The organism is Bdellovibrio sp. HM001 (genome assembly GCF_055397275.1).
Genome location: NZ_AP029174.1, coordinates 789,793 through 806,960 on the forward strand (window position 1 = coordinate 789,793; position 17,168 = coordinate 806,960).

At 48.7% G+C, this 17,168-nt stretch carries 22 protein-coding genes and 1 tRNA gene; 15 read left to right on the top strand and 8 right to left on the bottom strand.

The window, feature by feature from the left end; genetic code table 11:
- Positions 1 to 9: 9 nt before the first annotated feature.
- Positions 10 to 900, bottom strand: a complete 891-nt coding sequence (locus tag ACZ5ZZ_RS03880) for a CBS domain-containing protein (RefSeq protein ID WP_464133593.1) — start codon at positions 898 to 900, stop codon at positions 10 to 12.
- Positions 901 to 1,090: 190 nt separating this feature from the next.
- Between ACZ5ZZ_RS03880 and ACZ5ZZ_RS03885 the strand changes: the two genes are divergently transcribed.
- Complete coding sequence (locus tag ACZ5ZZ_RS03885) at positions 1,091 to 2,536, top strand: trypsin-like peptidase domain-containing protein (protein ID WP_464141335.1); 1,446 nt, start codon at positions 1,091 to 1,093, stop codon at positions 2,534 to 2,536.
- 126 nt (positions 2,537 to 2,662) lie between these two features.
- Here ACZ5ZZ_RS03885 and ACZ5ZZ_RS03890 read toward each other — a convergent pair whose 3' ends face one another.
- The 3 genes from ACZ5ZZ_RS03890 to ACZ5ZZ_RS03900 all read right to left on the bottom strand — a co-directional run bounded on the left by ACZ5ZZ_RS03890 (position 2,663) and on the right by ACZ5ZZ_RS03900 (position 4,028).
- Positions 2,663 to 3,403, bottom strand: a complete 741-nt coding sequence (locus ACZ5ZZ_RS03890; RefSeq protein WP_464133597.1) for an endonuclease I family protein — start codon at positions 3,401 to 3,403, stop codon at positions 2,663 to 2,665.
- A gap of 232 nt (positions 3,404 to 3,635) precedes the next feature.
- Entirely contained in the window at positions 3,636 to 3,830 is a 195-nt protein-coding gene (locus tag ACZ5ZZ_RS03895; RefSeq protein ID WP_464141336.1) for a hypothetical protein, read from the bottom strand.
- Between the two features lie 121 nt (positions 3,831 to 3,951).
- Positions 3,952 to 4,028, bottom strand: a tRNA-Pro gene (locus ACZ5ZZ_RS03900).
- A gap of 83 nt (positions 4,029 to 4,111) precedes the next feature.
- On the opposite strand from ACZ5ZZ_RS03900, the gene ACZ5ZZ_RS03905 reads away from it, so the two are divergent.
- Entirely contained in the window at positions 4,112 to 4,774 is a 663-nt protein-coding gene (locus tag ACZ5ZZ_RS03905; protein ID WP_464118062.1) for a hypothetical protein, read from the top strand.
- A gap of 4 nt (positions 4,775 to 4,778) precedes the next feature.
- Here the strand turns inward: ACZ5ZZ_RS03905 and ACZ5ZZ_RS03910 are convergent, their stop codons facing one another.
- On the bottom strand, positions 4,779 to 4,982 hold the full coding sequence (locus ACZ5ZZ_RS03910; protein WP_464141338.1) for a hypothetical protein: 204 nt from the start codon (positions 4,980 to 4,982) through the stop codon (positions 4,779 to 4,781).
- A 141-nt stretch (positions 4,983 to 5,123) separates the two neighbouring features.
- Between ACZ5ZZ_RS03910 and ACZ5ZZ_RS03915 the strand changes: the two genes are divergently transcribed.
- A complete protein-coding gene (locus tag ACZ5ZZ_RS03915) occupies positions 5,124 to 5,516 on the top strand; it encodes a hypothetical protein (RefSeq protein ID WP_464141340.1) in 393 nt (130 codons plus the stop codon).
- Positions 5,517 to 5,611: 95 nt separating this feature from the next.
- On the opposite strand, the gene rpsR is transcribed toward ACZ5ZZ_RS03915, so the two are convergent.
- Positions 5,612 to 5,881 carry a 30S ribosomal protein S18 gene (gene rpsR / locus ACZ5ZZ_RS03920; RefSeq protein ID WP_464118059.1) on the bottom strand — a complete coding sequence of 90 codons (270 nt, stop codon included), beginning with the start codon at positions 5,879 to 5,881 and terminating at the stop codon, positions 5,612 to 5,614.
- A 191-nt stretch (positions 5,882 to 6,072) separates the two neighbouring features.
- Between rpsR and rpmB the strand changes: the two genes are divergently transcribed.
- The 9 genes from rpmB to ACZ5ZZ_RS03965 all read left to right on the top strand — a co-directional run bounded on the left by rpmB (position 6,073) and on the right by ACZ5ZZ_RS03965 (position 12,224).
- Entirely contained in the window at positions 6,073 to 6,354 is a 282-nt protein-coding gene (gene rpmB, locus ACZ5ZZ_RS03925; protein WP_262554330.1) for a 50S ribosomal protein L28, read from the top strand.
- Between the two features lie 14 nt (positions 6,355 to 6,368).
- Positions 6,369 to 6,629 carry a KOW motif-containing protein gene (locus tag ACZ5ZZ_RS03930; RefSeq protein ID WP_464118058.1) on the top strand — a complete coding sequence of 87 codons (261 nt, stop codon included), beginning with the start codon at positions 6,369 to 6,371 and terminating at the stop codon, positions 6,627 to 6,629.
- Positions 6,630 to 6,801: 172 nt separating this feature from the next.
- A complete protein-coding gene (locus tag ACZ5ZZ_RS03935; RefSeq protein WP_464141342.1) occupies positions 6,802 to 7,152 on the top strand; it encodes a hypothetical protein in 351 nt (116 codons plus the stop codon).
- Positions 7,153 to 7,164: 12 nt separating this feature from the next.
- Positions 7,165 to 7,995, top strand: a complete 831-nt coding sequence (locus tag ACZ5ZZ_RS03940) for a carbon-nitrogen hydrolase family protein (protein ID WP_464141343.1) — start codon at positions 7,165 to 7,167, stop codon at positions 7,993 to 7,995.
- A 148-nt stretch (positions 7,996 to 8,143) separates the two neighbouring features.
- On the top strand, positions 8,144 to 8,389 hold the full coding sequence (locus tag ACZ5ZZ_RS03945) for a hypothetical protein (RefSeq protein WP_464118055.1): 246 nt from the start codon (positions 8,144 to 8,146) through the stop codon (positions 8,387 to 8,389).
- A gap of 40 nt (positions 8,390 to 8,429) precedes the next feature.
- The gene (locus ACZ5ZZ_RS03950; protein ID WP_464141345.1) at positions 8,430 to 10,166 is read left to right on the top strand and encodes an electron transfer flavoprotein-ubiquinone oxidoreductase; all 1,737 of its coding nucleotides are present in this window, start codon (positions 8,430 to 8,432) and stop codon (positions 10,164 to 10,166) included.
- An 86-nt stretch (positions 10,167 to 10,252) separates the two neighbouring features.
- On the top strand, positions 10,253 to 11,377 hold the full coding sequence (locus tag ACZ5ZZ_RS03955) for a THUMP domain-containing class I SAM-dependent RNA methyltransferase (protein ID WP_464118053.1): 1,125 nt from the start codon (positions 10,253 to 10,255) through the stop codon (positions 11,375 to 11,377).
- 59 nt (positions 11,378 to 11,436) lie between these two features.
- Complete coding sequence (locus ACZ5ZZ_RS03960) at positions 11,437 to 11,832, top strand: branched-chain amino acid aminotransferase (protein ID WP_464118052.1); 396 nt, start codon at positions 11,437 to 11,439, stop codon at positions 11,830 to 11,832.
- Between the two features lie 29 nt (positions 11,833 to 11,861).
- Positions 11,862 to 12,224, top strand: a complete 363-nt coding sequence (locus ACZ5ZZ_RS03965; RefSeq protein WP_464118051.1) for a polyketide synthase — start codon at positions 11,862 to 11,864, stop codon at positions 12,222 to 12,224.
- A 53-nt stretch (positions 12,225 to 12,277) separates the two neighbouring features.
- Here ACZ5ZZ_RS03965 and ACZ5ZZ_RS03970 read toward each other — a convergent pair whose 3' ends face one another.
- Positions 12,278 to 12,643, bottom strand: coding sequence for a hypothetical protein (locus ACZ5ZZ_RS03970; RefSeq protein WP_464141347.1), 366 nt, complete (start codon positions 12,641 to 12,643; stop codon positions 12,278 to 12,280).
- Between the two features lie 15 nt (positions 12,644 to 12,658).
- Positions 12,659 to 13,705, bottom strand: a complete 1,047-nt coding sequence (gene lpxD, locus ACZ5ZZ_RS03975) for a UDP-3-O-(3-hydroxymyristoyl)glucosamine N-acyltransferase (protein WP_464133608.1) — start codon at positions 13,703 to 13,705, stop codon at positions 12,659 to 12,661.
- A gap of 126 nt (positions 13,706 to 13,831) precedes the next feature.
- Here lpxD and ACZ5ZZ_RS03980 point away from each other — a divergent pair, with 126 nt between their 5' ends.
- The 3 genes from ACZ5ZZ_RS03980 to ACZ5ZZ_RS03990 all read left to right on the top strand — a co-directional run bounded on the left by ACZ5ZZ_RS03980 (position 13,832) and on the right by ACZ5ZZ_RS03990 (position 17,108).
- Entirely contained in the window at positions 13,832 to 14,416 is a 585-nt protein-coding gene (locus tag ACZ5ZZ_RS03980; protein ID WP_464133611.1) for a hypothetical protein, read from the top strand.
- Positions 14,417 to 14,499: 83 nt separating this feature from the next.
- On the top strand, positions 14,500 to 14,718 hold the full coding sequence (gene infA / locus ACZ5ZZ_RS03985; protein ID WP_011163494.1) for a translation initiation factor IF-1: 219 nt from the start codon (positions 14,500 to 14,502) through the stop codon (positions 14,716 to 14,718).
- A gap of 47 nt (positions 14,719 to 14,765) precedes the next feature.
- Positions 14,766 to 17,108: a helix-hairpin-helix domain-containing protein gene (locus tag ACZ5ZZ_RS03990; RefSeq protein ID WP_464141349.1), complete on the top strand. Its 2,343-nt coding sequence runs from the start codon at positions 14,766 to 14,768 to the stop codon at positions 17,106 to 17,108.
- The last annotated feature ends 60 nt before the right edge of the window (positions 17,109 to 17,168 follow it).

Genomic DNA, 17,168 nt, shown 5'->3' on the forward strand with positions numbered 1-17,168 from the left:
TAGATTGTTTCAGATCATCGAGGCCCGAGGGGAGAGCATTTGCGTGATCTCCCGTGGTAAATCCCGCTCCACTTTGCGGAGCTCGGTGATGGAGACGGACCGGGCCAGGGCTCTCCAGAAACTTTGAAGCAAAGCCTCGGCCTGCTTAGGAGGGACTTTAAACTTCCTTTGAATATGCTCTGAGATCAGGGAAGCATTGATGGATCGATCTGCTGGGGAGACTTCTGAAAGCAATTGCATCTGAAGCTCGTGGGGAAGTTGCGACAAGAAATTAGACCCCGAATTTTCTGAAATTCTTCTTAAAACCAATGTCAGTGTTTCCAGGGTCAGTGTCTTGGCGCTGGCCCGGTTCAGATTGGTGTACTCTGAAATGGATTTCAGGAAGATGGCCATTGCATGCTCTTTGTGCTCTTGTGCGCGGAAGATATTTTTTAACCGGCTACGGGTGCGTCTTTCGCTCGGCAAGTTTAACTGCGAACGCAGAATCTGGATTTCATCTTTTTTGTCGATAAGTCCTTCTTTGATCAGATCATCCAGGGTGATAATGCCCAGGCAGGTTTGCTTCCCATTGTGCCGACTGCGCACGACGGGCACCCGGCGGATGGCAAATTTTTTCATCAGATCAATAACGTTTTCCAGGGTCGCGTTTTCGTCGACATAAATAAGTGACTGCTGAGTGATTTCTCCTACAGGAACGGAAGTTCGCATGTTCTTCAGGGCCAGAGCCAAAGCCAGATCGCGGTCCGTAAACAGACCCCGCAGAACTCCATGGCCGTCAGAGACAATAACACTTCCGACATGGTTGCGGTTCATTGCAAGAGCTGCCTGGCGCAGAGATTTGTCTTTTTTGAGAATGATGGGTTTGTGCAGGGGAAGGGATTGAACCCGAAGAGATTTCATAGTGCCGACTCCTTTTAATTTTTAAATGATGTCATTCAAAGAACGATCAGGCGAGTTACGTGCGGGACATGAAAGAAAGATCTGCGCTTTGGCAACGGTCCGCTGTCATGGCTAAGTTATAGTTTGAGTCTTAACACCAGCTGAGCCCGTCGATGGTTTTCACGCTATCCGTCCACTAAACTTCGGGAGTATGTCTCCAAAAATTTCCAGCATGGCCAGGCAGGCTCACGAAGCCACCCGAGCGGTCGTTCGCATCTTTGTCCAGGGATTTAGCGAGACGGATCCACGTTCAATTTTGGATCCGCGCTTTGTCGCGCCTGAGCAGTGGAGTGCTTCCGGTTTTTTTATTCAACTTCATGGGGAGGGGGGATACATCCTGACCAACAGCCATGTCGTTCGAAATTCGGTGCGTATTGAAGTGCGATCGACCCTGACAAGTGACGAATCCTTTCGCGCGGAAATTCTGGGGATGGTCGAGGACCTGGAACCGGATGTGGCCCTGCTCCGTCTGGGGGCAAATGACATCAAACGATTCCTGAAACTGACCGGGTTGAAGAAGATCCCGGCCTTGAAGTTGGGTTTTGATGTGAAATTGCATCGCGGTGCGGAGGTGAAGACCATCGGTTTTCCCTTGGGGGTGGATGAGCCACATTTTTCCGGAGGCGAAATTTCAAACTTTATTGCAGGCACGGGTGACACCACTGAGCGTCTGGTCACTGATGCTGCCATCAACTTTGGAAACAGCGGAGGCCCGGCGCTTGTTGCAGGAGGCTGGGTGGTCGGGATCAATACGGCCGTGATAGAAGGTGCAGAGAATTTTAGTTTTATCACGCCGATTCATCTGGCCAAAAACGTTTTGGAAACCTTTTTAAAAAAAGACAAGGCATCGTTGTCCCGTCTGGGGCCGTTGATTCAGAAAAATTCAGAATGGAATTACCGGCTGCTGGGAGTCCCTGCCGACACGGGGGTTATCATTCGTAAAGTCCTTCCCGGAAGTCCGGCAGAGGCCATGGGTTTGCAAAGCAGGGATGTGATTCTGGCCATGGCCGGAGAGTCATTGGATCGGCATGGCAATGTGTTGCCTATGGCCAGTGATAGGAAAAGAAACATCTACGATGTCATTCACGGTGTGCCTGAAGGAAGAGAAGTGTCTGTCACGATTCTGAGGAAAAAAAAGAAGCGGGTGTTAAAAGGCCGAATCTTTTCTTGGGAGTCCGGAGAGATTTCGCGAAGACCTGTTTTGGTCGATAGGCCCTATTTGTCTTTCGGCGAATTGATCCTGCAGGATATTTGTACTGATGTTGTTTCGGCATTGATTGCCTTTGGTTACAGTCGCGATCAGATTCTTCGGGATTTTTATCTGGGGGGATCCAAGCTGGTGGTGTCTCATGTGGTGCCCGGCAGTCTGGCGGACGAGATGGGTATTTCGGTTTCAGACTTTGTGAAAGCCGTTCAAGGGCAGCCCGCAAGTGACGTGCAGTCTTTTGCCGAGGCACTGGCTTTGGCGAAAAGAACAAAAGGCTCGGGAATTTTGGTTGAGTTTGTTTCCGGGGCCTTCGGGAACTTTTTGTTGCCTCATTTGGCGTCCGAAGAGTTTCAAGTTCGCAGGATGAGTCCTGAAGCATTTAAGGTTTAACTATTTCAGTTTTTCTTTTTTGAGCTTGGTTCACAATCGGACAAAATTGCCTTGATATATCAAGCCAAGCTCTTCGGCAGTCTTTAGCTTCAAGTTAGAAGTAGTCTTGAAGAAGACTCTTCAAGACTAGAATTTAGAGATTTGATCAGCGTATTCCGGATGATCAATGAATGGATTGCGGTTTCCTTGAATTCTTTCAATAGCGTCATTGCGTTCAAGTTCTGCCTGATCTACGGGATCAAGCTTGTTCCAGCGGCGAAGAGTTTTTTCCAAGTTGGCTGGGATCGGGAAGTCATAGCGAACTGCAAAATAAAATACGGCTCTAGCCACATTGCCCTTGTGCTTTGTGGGTGGCTCAAAAACCAGCTCACTGCCGCTGCCACTGCCCAGCTTTGATTCGGTGGAAATATCCTGTCTTTGTTCGTCAAAACATCTTGGTGTGTTTTTAACCGTATTCACTTCACCAAAGGCAAAGTTGCCGCGCATTGAGTTGGCTCTGGAGTCAGAAGGATAAAGATGGTGCAAGTCAGCCTTCCCAACATTGAAGTAATGGCGTCCTTTAAACCAAGATTGTGCGACGGTGTGCTCAACGTTAACGATCGTTGAGGAAGGTTCTTTGCCAGGACCTACGCCGCTTCCCAAGTGGGTTCGGCCATAGGGAGTCGAGCAATACACTTCGTCAATAGCATAAGAGCCGTCAGACAGTCGGATCAGCGAGACGTTCCCGAGGAGTTCGACTTGTGCCTTATCGTAAGAGATTGGACGGTGTTCTGAAGTGATTTGTTTCTTTAGATCACCGCGAAGGTCAGCTTTGGCGGCAAAAGATGTTAAAACTAGCGCAATTGACAAAAATAACGAACGGCCCACAGTTCCCCCCTTGTAGACATTTCACGATTATCAAGCGGGTTTTTGCGTTTCAATCATGAAATACGGGATGTCTTGGTGCGGCGGACTATCAAAATGAAATCCTGACAAAGCGTTTGTTCGAATTGAAAACAGCCACTGGGGGATTATCGAGATTTCAAACAGGCTAGGCTAACTAAAAGAATTGTTTTGATAGATGGAAAACGCACCGAACGTCAGTGCGTTTTTCAGCGAGCTATTTGTTCTGTTTTAAAATCTCGTCGATATTTGCATGAAGTTTTGAAGTGAGACTTTCCATCAGAGCTTTTGTGAAATCCTCAAGGGTGTCAGCGGATTCAAAATTTTCTTCAAGCAACTCAGCCTCCGCAGTCAGCTGCGCAGAAGAGTCCACCAACAAAGCATCATTTTTTGGATCCGAAGAATGAGACATAAAAAACTCCTTAACTTTGATTTTGGTGTTGCGCGAGGATGGAACTCGGGTCGTCGTGGCCCTGAAACGAAAAAAGCCTTTTAAAACTAATCGCTTTGCGATCACTTTTAAAAGGCTAAAATGGTCGGGGAGATAGGATTCGAACCTACGACCCTCTGGTCCCAAACCAGATGCGCTACCAGACTGCGCTACTCCCCGACAGAGAAAGGAAACTACATAATGGTGGGGCCAGTTGTCAAACTACTAGATTCTAACGCACAATATAAGCTATCCTTTTTTCCATGGAAAACTTTTTGAACTCGTTGCCGAAGCCTGTCCTTGCCATCCTGGTCCTGGCAGTCGCTATTGTTGTGTTTATGGTCATGAGCCCGCCTCACTCTGTGTGCGATACGCAGGCGGAAACCTTTAAGGAGTTGCAAAAAGGCAACATCTTCCCAACCCTTTACAAGAAAAACAAAATCCCACCGACGATTGTGCGTGCAAAAGAGGCATGTCAGCTCGGGAACAGTGCGGGGTCTTGTTATGAGTACTTCACGATTCTGCGTCAAGTGGCTGAAGGTGTTGGGAAGGCGTCGGCGGAGTGCACGCCTCAGCTTTATGGTCTGGCCGAGGTTCGCTCGGCCCTGAATGATGGTTTGGAGTTGATGGCGCGGCTGGCGTGGGGGACAAAGCCCCCAGAGCCGGGGTTGGAGAGATTCGGATGGATGCAAGACGCAGAAATCGCGATTTTTTGCCGTTTGAAGAGTATCTACACGCGCGCCAATGGCGAAGAGTCCTGGGTCAGCTTCCGTAGAAAAGTTTACGAAAAGCTTCCTGGTGAAGAAATCCCGCCATCTTCGGATCCAAACTACGTGGCGGCAGAGCCTCGTAAGGCCACTCTGGTCCTGTCCGAGCAGGATATCTGGAATCGCAGTCTGTTCTCTGTGCGCTGTGAGGTTTACTAGGTCTTTAGAATGAAATTTCCAAAGACTTCCAGCGAGGGCTTTGGTTGCGATATTCTATCTGCCCAAACAGCACCAGATCGTGGTCCTCGCGATGTTGGATGCGGAAGCCGAAGTTTTGGATCTTGAGCAGGCTCCATTCGGCAGGGTTCAGGCCAAAGTTTTTAAGTTGGTTTTGTAGAAGCAAAAGATTGAGTGCATAGAGTTTCATGGTTCCCCCATTGTTTAAGTTGTTGAAAGACCCTTAGTGCAAGGCGGGGGCCGGGCGGAGCCGGATGTCTGCTGCAAATTAAAGGGGGTTCGGCTGCCCTGGGTCTTGAGTTGTCTTCGAGGCTGGTCTAGCTTCTTGGATATGAGACGAAATGCCTTTCTTGGATATTTGATCGCCCAGTTCATTGTTATCATCTCTGTGATGGCCCTGTTCCGGGGTGTTGAAGACCGTCAGGTTGCGGCCACTCTGGCTGGGGTCTTGTTCGTGGCGCTTCCGGTTGTTTTGATGACTTGGGAGTACCGCCGGGCTGAACTCAGTCAAATGCTGTGGTTTGTCGTGGTTATGCAATTTTGGACGCTGTTTGCGTTGCCTATTTTGGGGATTCGGCTGGCGAACTGGGGGGTGCCTTTTGAGCAACTCTCATTTATTGGAATTCCGGGTCCTGTGCTGCATCAATGGTCCAGTAAAAGTTACATGGCGATGATGGCGGTGACGGCCTGGTGCTGGTGGAAATTATCCCGAAAAAAGTCCTAAGGGCTTAAAATCAGGTTCAAAACGCAAAAAAGCCGGTTCATCACCGGCTTTTTTGTCTTCCCAATCAGGAAACCTATCTACAAGTTCAGATCGGATTAGATCTCGAAAGGAACTGGAGAAATTGCTTCTGCTCTGTGGAATGTATCGTAAGAGTCAGAGCCAGAAGGCAATAGACCCAAGTTACGGGACTTCTTTACAGCTGCAGCAACTTTTTTCTGTTGAGCAACGGAAAGTTTAGAGATTCTGGATGGAGTGATTTTACCACCGTCACCGATGAAACGAGTCAAAGATGCTGGATCTTTGTAATCGAATACGTGGTCACCAGAGAATTCCTGACGGTATTTGCTACGAGTTGTCTTTTTCATTACTATCCTCTTTCGATTTCCTATTGGTTAGCGAGTTCTTGTGTATACGAGAAAAAACAGTTGCCATCAAGTGTCTTTTTACTTTATATGGTTGTTTCTTGTTTTGCCGCGCCAATAGGCGCCAATCCAGACTTGTAGCCAGTTAGCGGGCCTGAGGCCTGCCTGTAAGAGATGAGCCAGAGGAGCTTAGAATGAGCAAATGTGAAGTAACGGGAAAAGGCCCCATTGTTAAGAACTTGGTGAGCCACTCCAACATTAAAACGAAGTCAACTGCTCTACCAAATGTTCAGAAAAAACGCATCTTTAGCCGCGTTCTGAACCAAATGGTTAGATTGCAAATCGCAGCAAGCGCTATCCGTGACATGGAACACGTTGGCGGTTTCGACAACTTCATTCTTAATCAAGATGACTCCAAGCTTTCTAAAAGAGCTTTGGCAGTTAAAATGAGAATTAAGAAGAAAATTAAGAACTAATAAGGCTGGCCGACATGAAATTGAAAATCAAAAAAGGCGCGACAGTTCAAGTTATCACAGGCTCTGACAAAGGTAAGAAGGGTTCTGTTCTTGCTGTTGACGCAAAAGCTATGAAAATCCAAGTTCAAGGTGTGAAAGTACAAACACACTACGACAAAAAAGACGGTCTTTTGAAAAAAGAAGGCTTCATCGACTACTCCAATGTGAAGTTGGTTGAAGGCGCTTCTAAAGAAAAGAAGACTTCTAAAAAAGCGACTAAGTCTAAATCTGCATAGTCTTTCATCCGGTTGTTCTGACGAGATCAACCGGGCAAAGTTTGCCTAAGACAAAGTCTAAATTTGGTCCTTAAAGCGATCTCTTCGTTTTAGTCTCTTACATAGCTGCGTAAAATCTAAGTTGAGTTTAGAAATGTTAATTTCGGCCAACTTGTTAAAAGAGGAGAGCAGCTTGAAACAGGACCAAATCTTTAAAGCAAATAAACTAAAAGCACTGTTCTCGGCGACGATGACGGTGCTTTTTTTTTCGTCCTTAGGTCAGGCCGCTGAGCTGGGCGAGTCCTTGGTTTTATGCAAACACAATAAAACAGTGCGCACCCTGCGTGTTGAGATCGACAAAGATCAAGTTTGCCGTACGATTTACACCAAACAAGGTGTGGATGAAGTGATTGGCTCAGGCCAAAATCATCAGTCGTGCAGCGAATTCGTCACGAATGTCAGAAAAAATCTTGAAGATGCCAAATGGAGCTGTCGCGAGGTCAAAGAGGCCCGCACTTCCAATGTTCTGCTTAATGCAGAGTAAGAGAGGATTTTCATGAGTTCTGAACTGGTTGTTGCTGCTATTCAAATGACATCTGTGGATGATGTCGCAACCAACCTCACTCAGATGGAAAATCTTCTGCAAGAGGCCTTTCAGAGCGCATCACCGCGATTCGTGAGTTTTCCGGAAAATTGTCTTTATCTGCGCCTGAAAGAGGGTGAAAAAATCGAAGGGCTGACGGTCAGTCATCCAGCCTTTGTGCAGCTCGCGGATCTTGCAAAAAAATATAATACCTATCTGCATCTGGGGTCGGTGCCTTTGTATTTGGAGGGGCATCTCTACAACTCCTCAATGTTAATTACTCCCGAAGGGGAGATTCGTCCCACGTATCAAAAAATGCACTTGTTCGATATTCAGCTTGATGGCCAGGCGCCGCTTCGCGAGTCGGATGTTTTCCGTCACGGGCAGGCTCCCAGTGTGATTGAGGTGGATGAATTTAAGATCGGTGAGGCCATCTGTTACGATGTGCGCTTTGCGGAGCTCTTTTCCCAGTACGCCCGTCAGGAGGTCGATGCGATCCTGCTGCCGGCGGCATTTTTGGTAAAAACCGGGGAGGCGCATTGGGAAATCCTGCTGCGCGCCCGTGCGATTGAGAATCAATCTTATGTGATCGCGGCCGCTCAAGGGGGGACTCATCTGGGTCTTCGTGGTGGCACTCGCGAGACCTATGGGCACAGCTTGATCATTGACCCTTGGGGGACGGTGGTCGGCCAGGTCGAAAAGCGGGTTCCGGGGGTCACTATCTCCAAACTGAACCGAGAGCGCATCGATTCTGTGCGCCGCCAAATACCTATGAAGTTTCACCGCCGCCTGCCCGTGGGCTAGGTGCGGCTCCTTCGCGCGCTTTGTAAAAACTAAGTCCTAAAGTGCACTTGAAAACTGGACGGAGTCCGGGATTTCCTGCAATATTTCAATGACAACTTTCTCAGTTAGCTTTTAATATGCGCCCCGAGCGCAGAAGATGGAGCTGGATATGATCCGAGTTTTCTTATGTTTGTTTCTGCTATCCTCAGTAGGTGTTCAATCGGCCCTGGCTCAGGATGCCACAGAGCCCCAGTACGATGAGGCTCGCGAAGCAGAGATCGCCACGAAGGCCAAAAAACGCCTTTACCCTGGTGGTCGCGATGAAGAGGACTTGAAGGTGCAATCTCAGCTGTCGACGCCGCCAAGAAAGCTGGCCCCACAGGCGGAAGTCAAAGACGAGCCGATGGAAGAATAGGCCTTTTGCTAGAAGTTGTTTTGAATTGAATGGAGAGAATATGTCTGTAAACGATCAACTACCTGAAGGTGTTACACGCGAAACGATGGACGTCGATGTCCTGATCGTCGGTGGTGGTGCCGCTGGATTGTCTTGCGCCCTTCACTTGCAAAATCAAATTCAGAAACACAACGAAGATGTTTCTGCGGGTCGCAAACAAGGTGAACAAATCCCTGAACAAATGATCGTGGTCCTGGAAAAGGCCTCTGAGATCGGAGCGCACAGCTTCTCGGGTGCGGTTCTGAATCCAAAAGCTTTGCAAGAGCTGGTTCCGAACTTCAAAGAAGAGGGCTGCCCTCTGGATTCTGAAGTTAAGAAAGACGCCGTTTATTATCTGGGCTCCGATTTCTCTTTCAAACTGCCAATCACTCCGCCGCCGTTCCACAACGAAGGCAACTACATCGTTTCCTTGAGTAAGTTCAACCGCTGGTTGGGCGCTAAGTGTGAGGAAAAAGGCATCAACATCTTCCCGGGCTTTGCCGCCGTGGAAGCGTTGTATGAAGGCAACAAAATCGTCGGTGTTCGCACGGGCGACAAGGGTCGCGATAAAAACGGCAATCCAAAAGCCAACTTTGAACCAGGTTTGATCCTGAAATCGAAAGTGGTGATCTTCGCGGAAGGTACGCGCGGATCTTTGTTCAAACAAGTTGAAAAGAAACTGGATCTTCGCGCTGGCAAAAACAAAGAAGTTTTTGAAGAGGGCGTGAAAGAAATCATCCAGATGCCTCCGGGCACTGTGGAAGCTGGTCAGGTGATCCACACTATGGGCTTCCCGCTGTCCAAATCCATCGGTGGCACGTTCATCTACACTTTGCCGGGTGATAAGATCATCGTGGGCTTGGTGGCTTATTTGGACACGAACGATCCTTTGCTGGATCCACACCGCGAACTGCAAAAATTGAAAACTCATCCGTTCCTGAAGAGCATGCTGAAAGGCGGTAAAGTGATCGCTTACGGCGGTAAGACTTTACCGGCGGGTGGCTGGTACTCTATGCCGAAGCTTTATGGCGATGGCTTTATGGTGTGCGGCGACTCTGCCAGCATGGTGGATGTGCAGAAGCTAAAAGGTATCCATTTGGCGATGAAGTCTGGTATGCAGGCCGCTGAAACCATCGTGGATGGTTTGGCTAAGGGCGCTGATTTCTCTGAATCTGTGACCAAGGGCTATTCCGACCGTATTGAAGCCGGTTATGTGAAATCCGAGCTTTATCGCGTTCGTAACTTCCACCAGGCGCTCAGCAAAGGCTTCGTGGAAAGCATGCCTTTGTTGGCTCTTCAGGAGCTGACGGGTGGCCGTGGTCTTCAGGACCCAATGCCTATTGAACACACAGATGCGGAAACGACCGAAAAGGTTGTGGATATCTGGGGTCCTTATGGTTTGGATCACGAGGACAACAAGCTTCCGAAACCGGATGGCGAACTGTTCTTTGATAAGCTTTCCAGTGTTTATTTGACGGGCACCATGCACGACGAGGACTCCCCAAACCACCTTATTTTGAAGGACGGGGATATCTGCCGCACCGTATGTGAGCCACAGTACAAATCACCATGTAATCATTTCTGCCCGGCCTCTGTATATGAGATGGTTCCGTCCACAAAAGAAGCAGGTAAGAAGGACTTACAAATCAATTATACGAACTGTATTCATTGCAAGACTTGTGATATTAAGTGCCCATTCGAAAACATCGAGTGGACCGTTCCTGAAGGGGGCGGTGGACCACAGTACCGCGAAGTCTAGGATTCCCTCAGGGGGTCCTGACTGGCGGTAAGGAAAGCCCAGCGCATAGGGACTGGGCTTTCTTAACCAACAGAAAGGACTGCCCCATGCCAGAGTTTTTTGCCTCCACAGCCCGTGGACTTGTAGAACCACTAGAACAAGAATTGAAAGATCTAGGACTTAAAGTCACCAACCGTTATATCGGTGGAGTGTTCTTTGAGAGCAATTGGGAAGGCTGCTACAAAGCCAACCTTCACTCCCGCCTTGCCAGCCGTATCCTGAAGCCCGTTTTGGATTTCACGGCTTATCAGCCAGAAGAGTTGTACAATCAAATTCTTCGTCACGACTTTACCAAGTACATTAAGCCGACACAGACAATTTCGATTGATGCCAGCGTGTCTGATTCCAAAATGCGCGATCAGCGCTTTGTTGCGATGAAAGTCAAAGACGCTATCGTGGATCAGTTCCGTGAAAAATTCGGTGTCCGTCCTGATGTTGATAACGAAAACCCGTCTTTGCGCATTCATGTTCGCGCGATCAAAAACCAATTCAATGTGGCGATCGACACTTCGGGTGACAGCTTGTTTAAGCGCGGTTACCGCAAGGAAGTGGGCGATGCTCCTTTGAAGGAAAATCTGGCGGCGGGTCTTTTGTGTTTGTCCGAATGGGACAAACAAACTCCGCTGGTGGATTTCATGTGCGGCTCCGGAACTTTCCTGATTGAAGCTGCGATGATGGCGATGAATATCGCGCCGGGTGTGAACCGCAAACGCTTTGGTTTCCAGAACTGGCTGAACTATGAAGAAGACACCTGGGAAAAGGTTGTTCAGGAGGCTATGGATGCGGAGAAAGAAGAGCTTCCGTTTAAGTTCTATGGCTTTGATATCGACAAGCGCGTTTTGATGAACGCCAAAGACAACGCCAAGCGTGCGGGTGTTGATGAAGTGATCGAGTTCAAGAAAGAATCTGTTGCGACGGTGGAGCCACCGGTTGAAAAAGGTCTGATCATCGTGAATCCTCCATACGGTGCGCGTATCGGGGATGAAGATAATCTGCGCGACGTGTATCGCGACCTGGGTTTCACACTGAAGCATAGATTCAAAGGCTGGGATGCCTGGATTCTTTCCGGTAACAAAGAGCTGATTGCTGATTTGAAGCTGAAATCCACGCGTAAGCACTTTGTGTTCAACGGCAATATTGAATGCCGATTCCTGAAGTACTCAATGTTCTAGTTATTTTCTCCGGGGGGCGCTTTGAAGTGGCCGCCCGCCGAATCCTGAGGGGGATTTTTGTGAAGATTTTTTTGCTGTTGATGAGTTTGTTGCCGGGTGTGGCCTGGGCGGGATTGACCTCTAATGAAGTGGTTCAGAAGGTGGAATGCCGTCTGTTAAACGATGGCGTGGTGTTGAAAGAAAAAGAAGCGTACATGATGAATATCGTCATTGATCAGGAATACGGGAAGTTCATCCAGATCCAGTTCGGTGATGAAAGTACTCTGATTCAGTATCAGCTTTTGATCGAAAACGATCCGGAGGCTTCTGTTCCTGGTTCCATGATCTTCCTGCAAAACCTGAAGGTCGGCGAGCGTGAGTCGTCTCAGGAGTTTTCAGCGCAGCAGGTGAACTGGGTGCGTACAACAAACGAAGGTTACATGGTTCAGTGCAACCTTCCAGAGCCAATTCAGTAAGACTTCAACCGGTTTTTATGGGGATAGAAATGAAACGTTGGGTGAGTGCAGTTGTTTTGATGTTTTCCGCAGAAAGCTTTGCCGCGAAATCATATGTCTGTGAAGGCAGGACGGCAGAACAGGCTCCGGTTCGTTTGGAGATTTCGGTTGATAATAACGATTATGCGATTGTGAAGTTTGCCGGTGCCGACCACGAAAATGAATGGGTGGGTGAAAACACCCGAGTCTATCGCACCATCGGTGGTCGCACTAAAATCACTTCGGCCTACGGCAGTCGTACAGAGTATTTCGTTTCTTTGGAGGTATCTGACGACGGCACGGCCAGCCTGGTTTATGAAGAAGATGATTCCGGCTGGGAATACTTCGTGGAAGCAAAAGTGGTCTGCAAATAAAAAAAACCGAGGCTATGACCTCGGTTTTTTGTTTTTTGTCGGTTGTGATATCTTTAGAAAGGCTTGTTGATTGCGAAGATCGCTGCCGTGGTTCCCAGAACCAAAAGCAAAATCGCAATCGGCCAGCCGATGTAGCCTTTTCTTTTGATCAAAGAAACAGCCACGCCCAAAAGGACCCAGATCAGAAGTTTGCCGTACAGCCAGCCTGGCATGCCGCCCATGATGCCAAGTTTGGCCATCATACCAAAGCCACCCACCAGCAAAAGCATCAAACCCAAACCGTGGGTTGCAAAGCACATGATGCGAGCTTGTTTGTTCAGCTGCACGCGAGCATAGTTCGCCACCAGAAGACCCCCAAGGCCAAAGAACAAGGTCATAAGACCGATGAAGTGCATGATTTTATAGAATTGATACGTCATTGAGGAATCTCCTTGTTAATCTTCTTTAAGGCCAAGATGTTTGATCACACGGGCAAGGTCTTTGCGGATGCGTGTGATGTGGGTTTTGTTGGTTAATGTTTTAAGAGCATCACGCAGGGGTTCCAATGGATAGCCGCCGTATTGGCCGGGTTCTGTGATATTGAAGGTCACAGCGCCCCGTCCAGCGATGATCACGCGATCCGTGATGGTCACATGGTCTGAAACAGCCACTTCGCCACCGAACATGCAGTTGTTTCCAATTTTGCTAGAGCCAGCCACGCTGAACTTGGCGGCAATCACGCAGTTCTCGCCGATGGTCACGTTATGGGCGATATGGCAGAAGTTGTCCATCTTGGTGCCATTGCCAATACGGGTTTCCGTCAAAGCGGCGCGATCAACGGCGCAGTTAGCGCCCATTTCGACATCGTTCCCGATCACAACCCGACCGATTTGTGGGATCTTCTTCTGATGTCCTTCTTTGGTCATCACAAACGAAAAACCGTCGGAACCGATGGTGGTGTGGGGGTGAATCTCGCAGCGGGCGCCCAGGGTGCAGTGTGAGCCGACAAACACGTGGGGATGCAGCAGGCTGTGGTCGCCCACTTCGGCGAAGGATTCAACAACAGTGTGAGCTCCAATGGTTGTGCCATCGCCAATCTTGGCCTGCTCGCCAATGACCACATAAGGACCCAGGCAGACATTCTTCCCTAAGTGGGCTGTCGGATGAACGATCGCTGTAGGGTGGATTTTTTCTGTCTGATTGAAGCGATTCATTTTCCCATCAAACAGAGGCAGGATGGCTGCCATGGCAAGTTGGACAGAGTTCGCAGAAAACAGCGTCGATGTGCTGTCAGGCGGAAGCGCCAGGGACTTGTGAGCCACGACGACCGGTGCTCGAGCCGCAAGAGCGGCTGCCAATTGCTCTGGTTTTGAAACAAAAACCAGGCTTTCAGAGTCGCAGTTTTCTGGCGGAAGAACCTTGGATGCCACGGCATCGAGGGAGCCGGAAACGAAGTTGATGTCAGAAGAATTTAGCTCAGTAATAACTTGTGCTGTAATCATAGTGATGCCTCGCGCTAACACTTTACTATTATTTTTTTGATGTCAAGACACTGGGTGATAGTATAAAGCTGCTTATATAGACACTTTTTGATTCTTTCTCACCTTTAATTTTGGAGAGGAAACGAGATGGCGAAAAAGGCTGCGAAAAAGGAAGCACCTGCGGCAAAGGCAAAGAAGACAGCGAAGCCTGTAGCGAAGAAAGCTCCGGCAAAGGCCCCTGCAAAGGCGGCTAAACCTGCCAAGCCTGCTGCGAAACCTGCTAAACCTGTGAAGGAAGTGAAAGCAACGAAGGCACCGGCAAAAAAAGAGGCCAAGCCCGCTGCTCCAGCCAAGCCTGCTCCGAAAGCTGCAAAACCGGTTGAAAAGACTCCTGCTGCCAAGGCTCCGAAGGCTGAAAAACCTGAGAGAAAGTTGAAGTTGGTTGAAGAAGCTCCGGTTGAAGAGGTTGTCGAAGCTCCTAAAAAAGAAAAGAAAGTCAAAATTGATAAGACCGGCCTGTCTGAAGACCAGGTGAAATGGCATGAGCTTCACGAGAAGTACAAGGCCATGAAAGCCCCTTCCTACAGCATTTCGGGTCAATTTGAGGCAAAGACTCCGATTCAGCATAAAATCTTTGGTTGGGGCTTTATCCTTTCCAATGAATATGACCGTTTGGAAGTCCTTTTTGAGGATGGAAAACGCATGCTGATCAGCAATAGAAAACTGTCTTAAGTAAGTCCAAAACTCATGTTTCGGGGTGCGACGGGCAGAAAAGTATTGCAAGGCCCCGGAAACTGACCTAGAAATTTATCTGCATGGCAAAAGACGATTTGGTACAAATTGACGGAAAAGTGATCGACGCCCTGGCGGGTGGTCTATACAAAATTGAACTTGATAATAAAGTTATCATTAACGCAAAGCTTTGCGGAAAAATGAGACGCTTTAATATCCGTGTGGTTGTGGGCGACCGTGTGAGCGTAGGGGTTTCTCCTTACGACCCATCTCATGGCTTGATCCAATTCCGTCATAAATAATACCGATTTAATATCTTCTAACATTTCCAATTAAATCTAGAGGTTCTATGGATCAGGCTCTTCAGAGTTATTTGGCTCGCATTGCTCCAACCGTTCCCGTTAAGTCAGCACAGGCTGTGATCGAACTAGCGGCAGAAGGAGCGACCGTTCCGTTTATCGCGCGTTACCGTAAAGAGAAAACAGGCAATCTGGACGAGGTTCAGATCCGCGCTGTGATCGAAGGTCACGAAACTTACAACGAAATCGTCAAGCGTAAGGCGTTCCTGATTAAAGAAATCGGCGAACAAAACAACCTGACGGCGGAAATCCAGAAGCGCATCGAGCTTTCCTGGGATCTGGGGGAGTTGGAAGAAATCTACAAACCATTCAAAAAGAAAAAGAAAACCAAAGCGACCATCGCGCGCGAAGCGGGCTTGGAACCTTTGGCAAACTGGATCTGGGAAATGGGCCACGGCCTGATCAAAGACGATCAGACGATGGAAATGAAGGCGAAAAACTTCCTCAATCCAACTGCAAAAATCAACACCTACGAAGAGGCGCTTAAAGGCGCGCAGGATATCATTGTCGAGAAAATTGCCAATGATGCGGATCTTCGTGCGATGGTTGCGAAAAACTATAACGACAGCGGTCGTGTGATTGCCAAGGCAGCCAAGGGCTACAAAGCAAACTCCAAGTACGAAATGTACAAGGAATTTGAAGAGCCGGTTAAAAACCTGATGGATGCGAAAAACAATCACCGCTATCTGGCGATGAGACGTGGCTGGCAGGAAGAAGAGCTGACCGTTGACGTTAAAGGCGACGATGAAGCCATCTTGAAATCTTACGAAAACTTCGCGACATCCACTCCGGATAATGCGATCGGCGATTACCTGAAACAGTGTGCTCGTCTGGCTTTGAATGTTTACGTTCTTCCTTCTGTTGTGAATGAAGTTCACCGTCAGTTGAAAGAAAAAGCGGACCAGGATGCGATCACGGTCTTTGCAGAAAACGTGCGTAAGCTTTTGTTGGCTTCCCCGTACGGACCGAAGTGTGTTCTGGGCGTGGACCCTGGTTTGAGAACAGGCTGTAAAGTGGCCCTGATCGATAAATCTGGTGCGTTCATTTCTCACACCGTTCTATACACTTTGGGTGACGATGCTGAACGTAAAGCGAAAGTTTTGTTCGGCGACGTGATGAAACAGATCCAGATCGAAGCGATTGCTGTCGGTAACGGAACTGCCGGTCGTGAAACTGAAGCCTTCCTGCGCAAAGTTTTGAAAGACCTGGGCAAAAACATCCCGGTAGTGATGGTGTCTGAGTCCGGAGCTTCTGTGTACTCAGCGTCTGAAGTGGCTCGTGAAGAGTTCCCGGATCTGGATGTGACTGTCAAAGGGGCGATCTCTATCGCGCGCCGTTTGCAGGACCCATTGGCTGAACTTGTTAAAGTCGATCCGAAATCCATCGGTGTGGGTCAGTACCAGCACGATGTGAATCAGTCCCAGTTGAAAAAATCCCTGGAAGCAGTGGTTGAGTCCTGCGTGAATAACGTGGGTGTTGACGTGAACACAGCTTCGGCGGCGTTGCTGTCGCACGTGGCGGGTATTGGTCCTGCTTTGGCGAAAGGTATTGTTGAGGCTCGTAAGAAGGCCTTGTTCAACGACCGTTCTGATCTTTTGAAAGTTCCTAAGTTCTCTGCAAAAGTTTTCGAACAAGCTGCAGGGTTCTTGAGAATCCCACAAAGCAAACAGGTTTTGGATTCCACAGGTATTCACCCTGAGCGCTATCAGGCCGTGACAGATATGGCGAAGGACCTTGGTGTTTCTTTGTCTGAAATCATCGGCGAAGGCGCGAAGAAGTTGATGGCGCAAAGAACCAAATGGGCACAACTGGTCGGTGAGTTCACATTTGACGACATCGTCAAAGAATTGGAAAAACCAGGCCGCGATCCGCGTGATCCGTTCAAAGTGTTCCAGTTCCGTGATGACATCATGGAAGTAAAAGACCTGAAAGAGGGCATGATCTGCCCGGGTATCGTGACGAACGTAACCAACTTCGGTGCGTTTGTGGATATCGGTGTTCACCAGGATGGTCTGGTGCATATCTCTGCATTGTCGCACAAATTCGTGGATGATCCTCGTAAGGTGGTGAATCCGGGTGACCATGTGACAGTGAAGGTTTTGAAGGTGGATGTTGTTAAGAACCAGATTTCATTGACCATGAAAATGGATGATGCACCAGAGGCGACTGCGCCACGTGGGGAACGTCGTCCTGAAAACCGTGGGGCTTCCCGCCCAATGGGTCAGGGTCAGCGTCCTCCGGCAGGAAAACCTGCTCAGGCGCCGATGAAGCCTGCAAATCCGTTCAACAATCCGTTTGCAGCTTTGATGAACGTTCCGACTAATAAAAAATAATAAGGAGAACTAAAATGGCAGCTAAAGGAAAATCCAGAAAAGGTATCCGTCACAGAAAAA

Bases quoted from the DNA above. Each gene is read 5' to 3' on its own strand.
- ACZ5ZZ_RS03915 (WP_464141340.1), top strand. From the start codon at position 5,124: ATGAGACGAAATGCCTTTCTTGGATATTTGATCGCCCAGTTCATTGTT.
- ACZ5ZZ_RS03950 (WP_464141345.1), top strand. From the start codon at position 8,430: ATGTCTGTAAACGATCAACTACCTGAAGGTGTTACACGCGAAACGATG.
- lpxD (WP_464133608.1), bottom strand. From the start codon at position 13,705: ATGATTACAGCACAAGTTATTACTGAGCTAAATTCTTCTGACATCAAC.
- rpmB (WP_262554330.1), top strand. From the start codon at position 6,073: ATGAGCAAATGTGAAGTAACGGGAAAAGGCCCCATTGTTAAGAACTTG.
- ACZ5ZZ_RS03955 (WP_464118053.1), top strand. From the start codon at position 10,253: ATGCCAGAGTTTTTTGCCTCCACAGCCCGTGGACTTGTAGAACCACTA.
- rpsR (WP_464118059.1), bottom strand. From the start codon at position 5,881: ATGAAAAAGACAACTCGTAGCAAATACCGTCAGGAATTCTCTGGTGAC.
- ACZ5ZZ_RS03980 (WP_464133611.1), top strand. From the start codon at position 13,832: ATGGCGAAAAAGGCTGCGAAAAAGGAAGCACCTGCGGCAAAGGCAAAG.
- ACZ5ZZ_RS03930 (WP_464118058.1), top strand. From the start codon at position 6,369: ATGAAATTGAAAATCAAAAAAGGCGCGACAGTTCAAGTTATCACAGGC.
- ACZ5ZZ_RS03885 (WP_464141335.1), top strand. From the start codon at position 1,091: ATGTCTCCAAAAATTTCCAGCATGGCCAGGCAGGCTCACGAAGCCACC.
- ACZ5ZZ_RS03945 (WP_464118055.1), top strand. From the start codon at position 8,144: ATGATCCGAGTTTTCTTATGTTTGTTTCTGCTATCCTCAGTAGGTGTT.
- ACZ5ZZ_RS03965 (WP_464118051.1), top strand. From the start codon at position 11,862: ATGAAACGTTGGGTGAGTGCAGTTGTTTTGATGTTTTCCGCAGAAAGC.
- ACZ5ZZ_RS03910 (WP_464141338.1), bottom strand. From the start codon at position 4,982: ATGAAACTCTATGCACTCAATCTTTTGCTTCTACAAAACCAACTTAAA.
- ACZ5ZZ_RS03990 (WP_464141349.1), top strand. From the start codon at position 14,766: ATGGATCAGGCTCTTCAGAGTTATTTGGCTCGCATTGCTCCAACCGTT.
- ACZ5ZZ_RS03970 (WP_464141347.1), bottom strand. From the start codon at position 12,643: ATGACGTATCAATTCTATAAAATCATGCACTTCATCGGTCTTATGACC.
- ACZ5ZZ_RS03940 (WP_464141343.1), top strand. From the start codon at position 7,165: ATGAGTTCTGAACTGGTTGTTGCTGCTATTCAAATGACATCTGTGGAT.
- ACZ5ZZ_RS03895 (WP_464141336.1), bottom strand. From the start codon at position 3,830: ATGTCTCATTCTTCGGATCCAAAAAATGATGCTTTGTTGGTGGACTCT.
- ACZ5ZZ_RS03880 (WP_464133593.1), bottom strand. From the start codon at position 900: ATGAAATCTCTTCGGGTTCAATCCCTTCCCCTGCACAAACCCATCATT.
- infA (WP_011163494.1), top strand. From the start codon at position 14,500: ATGGCAAAAGACGATTTGGTACAAATTGACGGAAAAGTGATCGACGCC.
- ACZ5ZZ_RS03905 (WP_464118062.1), top strand. From the start codon at position 4,112: ATGGAAAACTTTTTGAACTCGTTGCCGAAGCCTGTCCTTGCCATCCTG.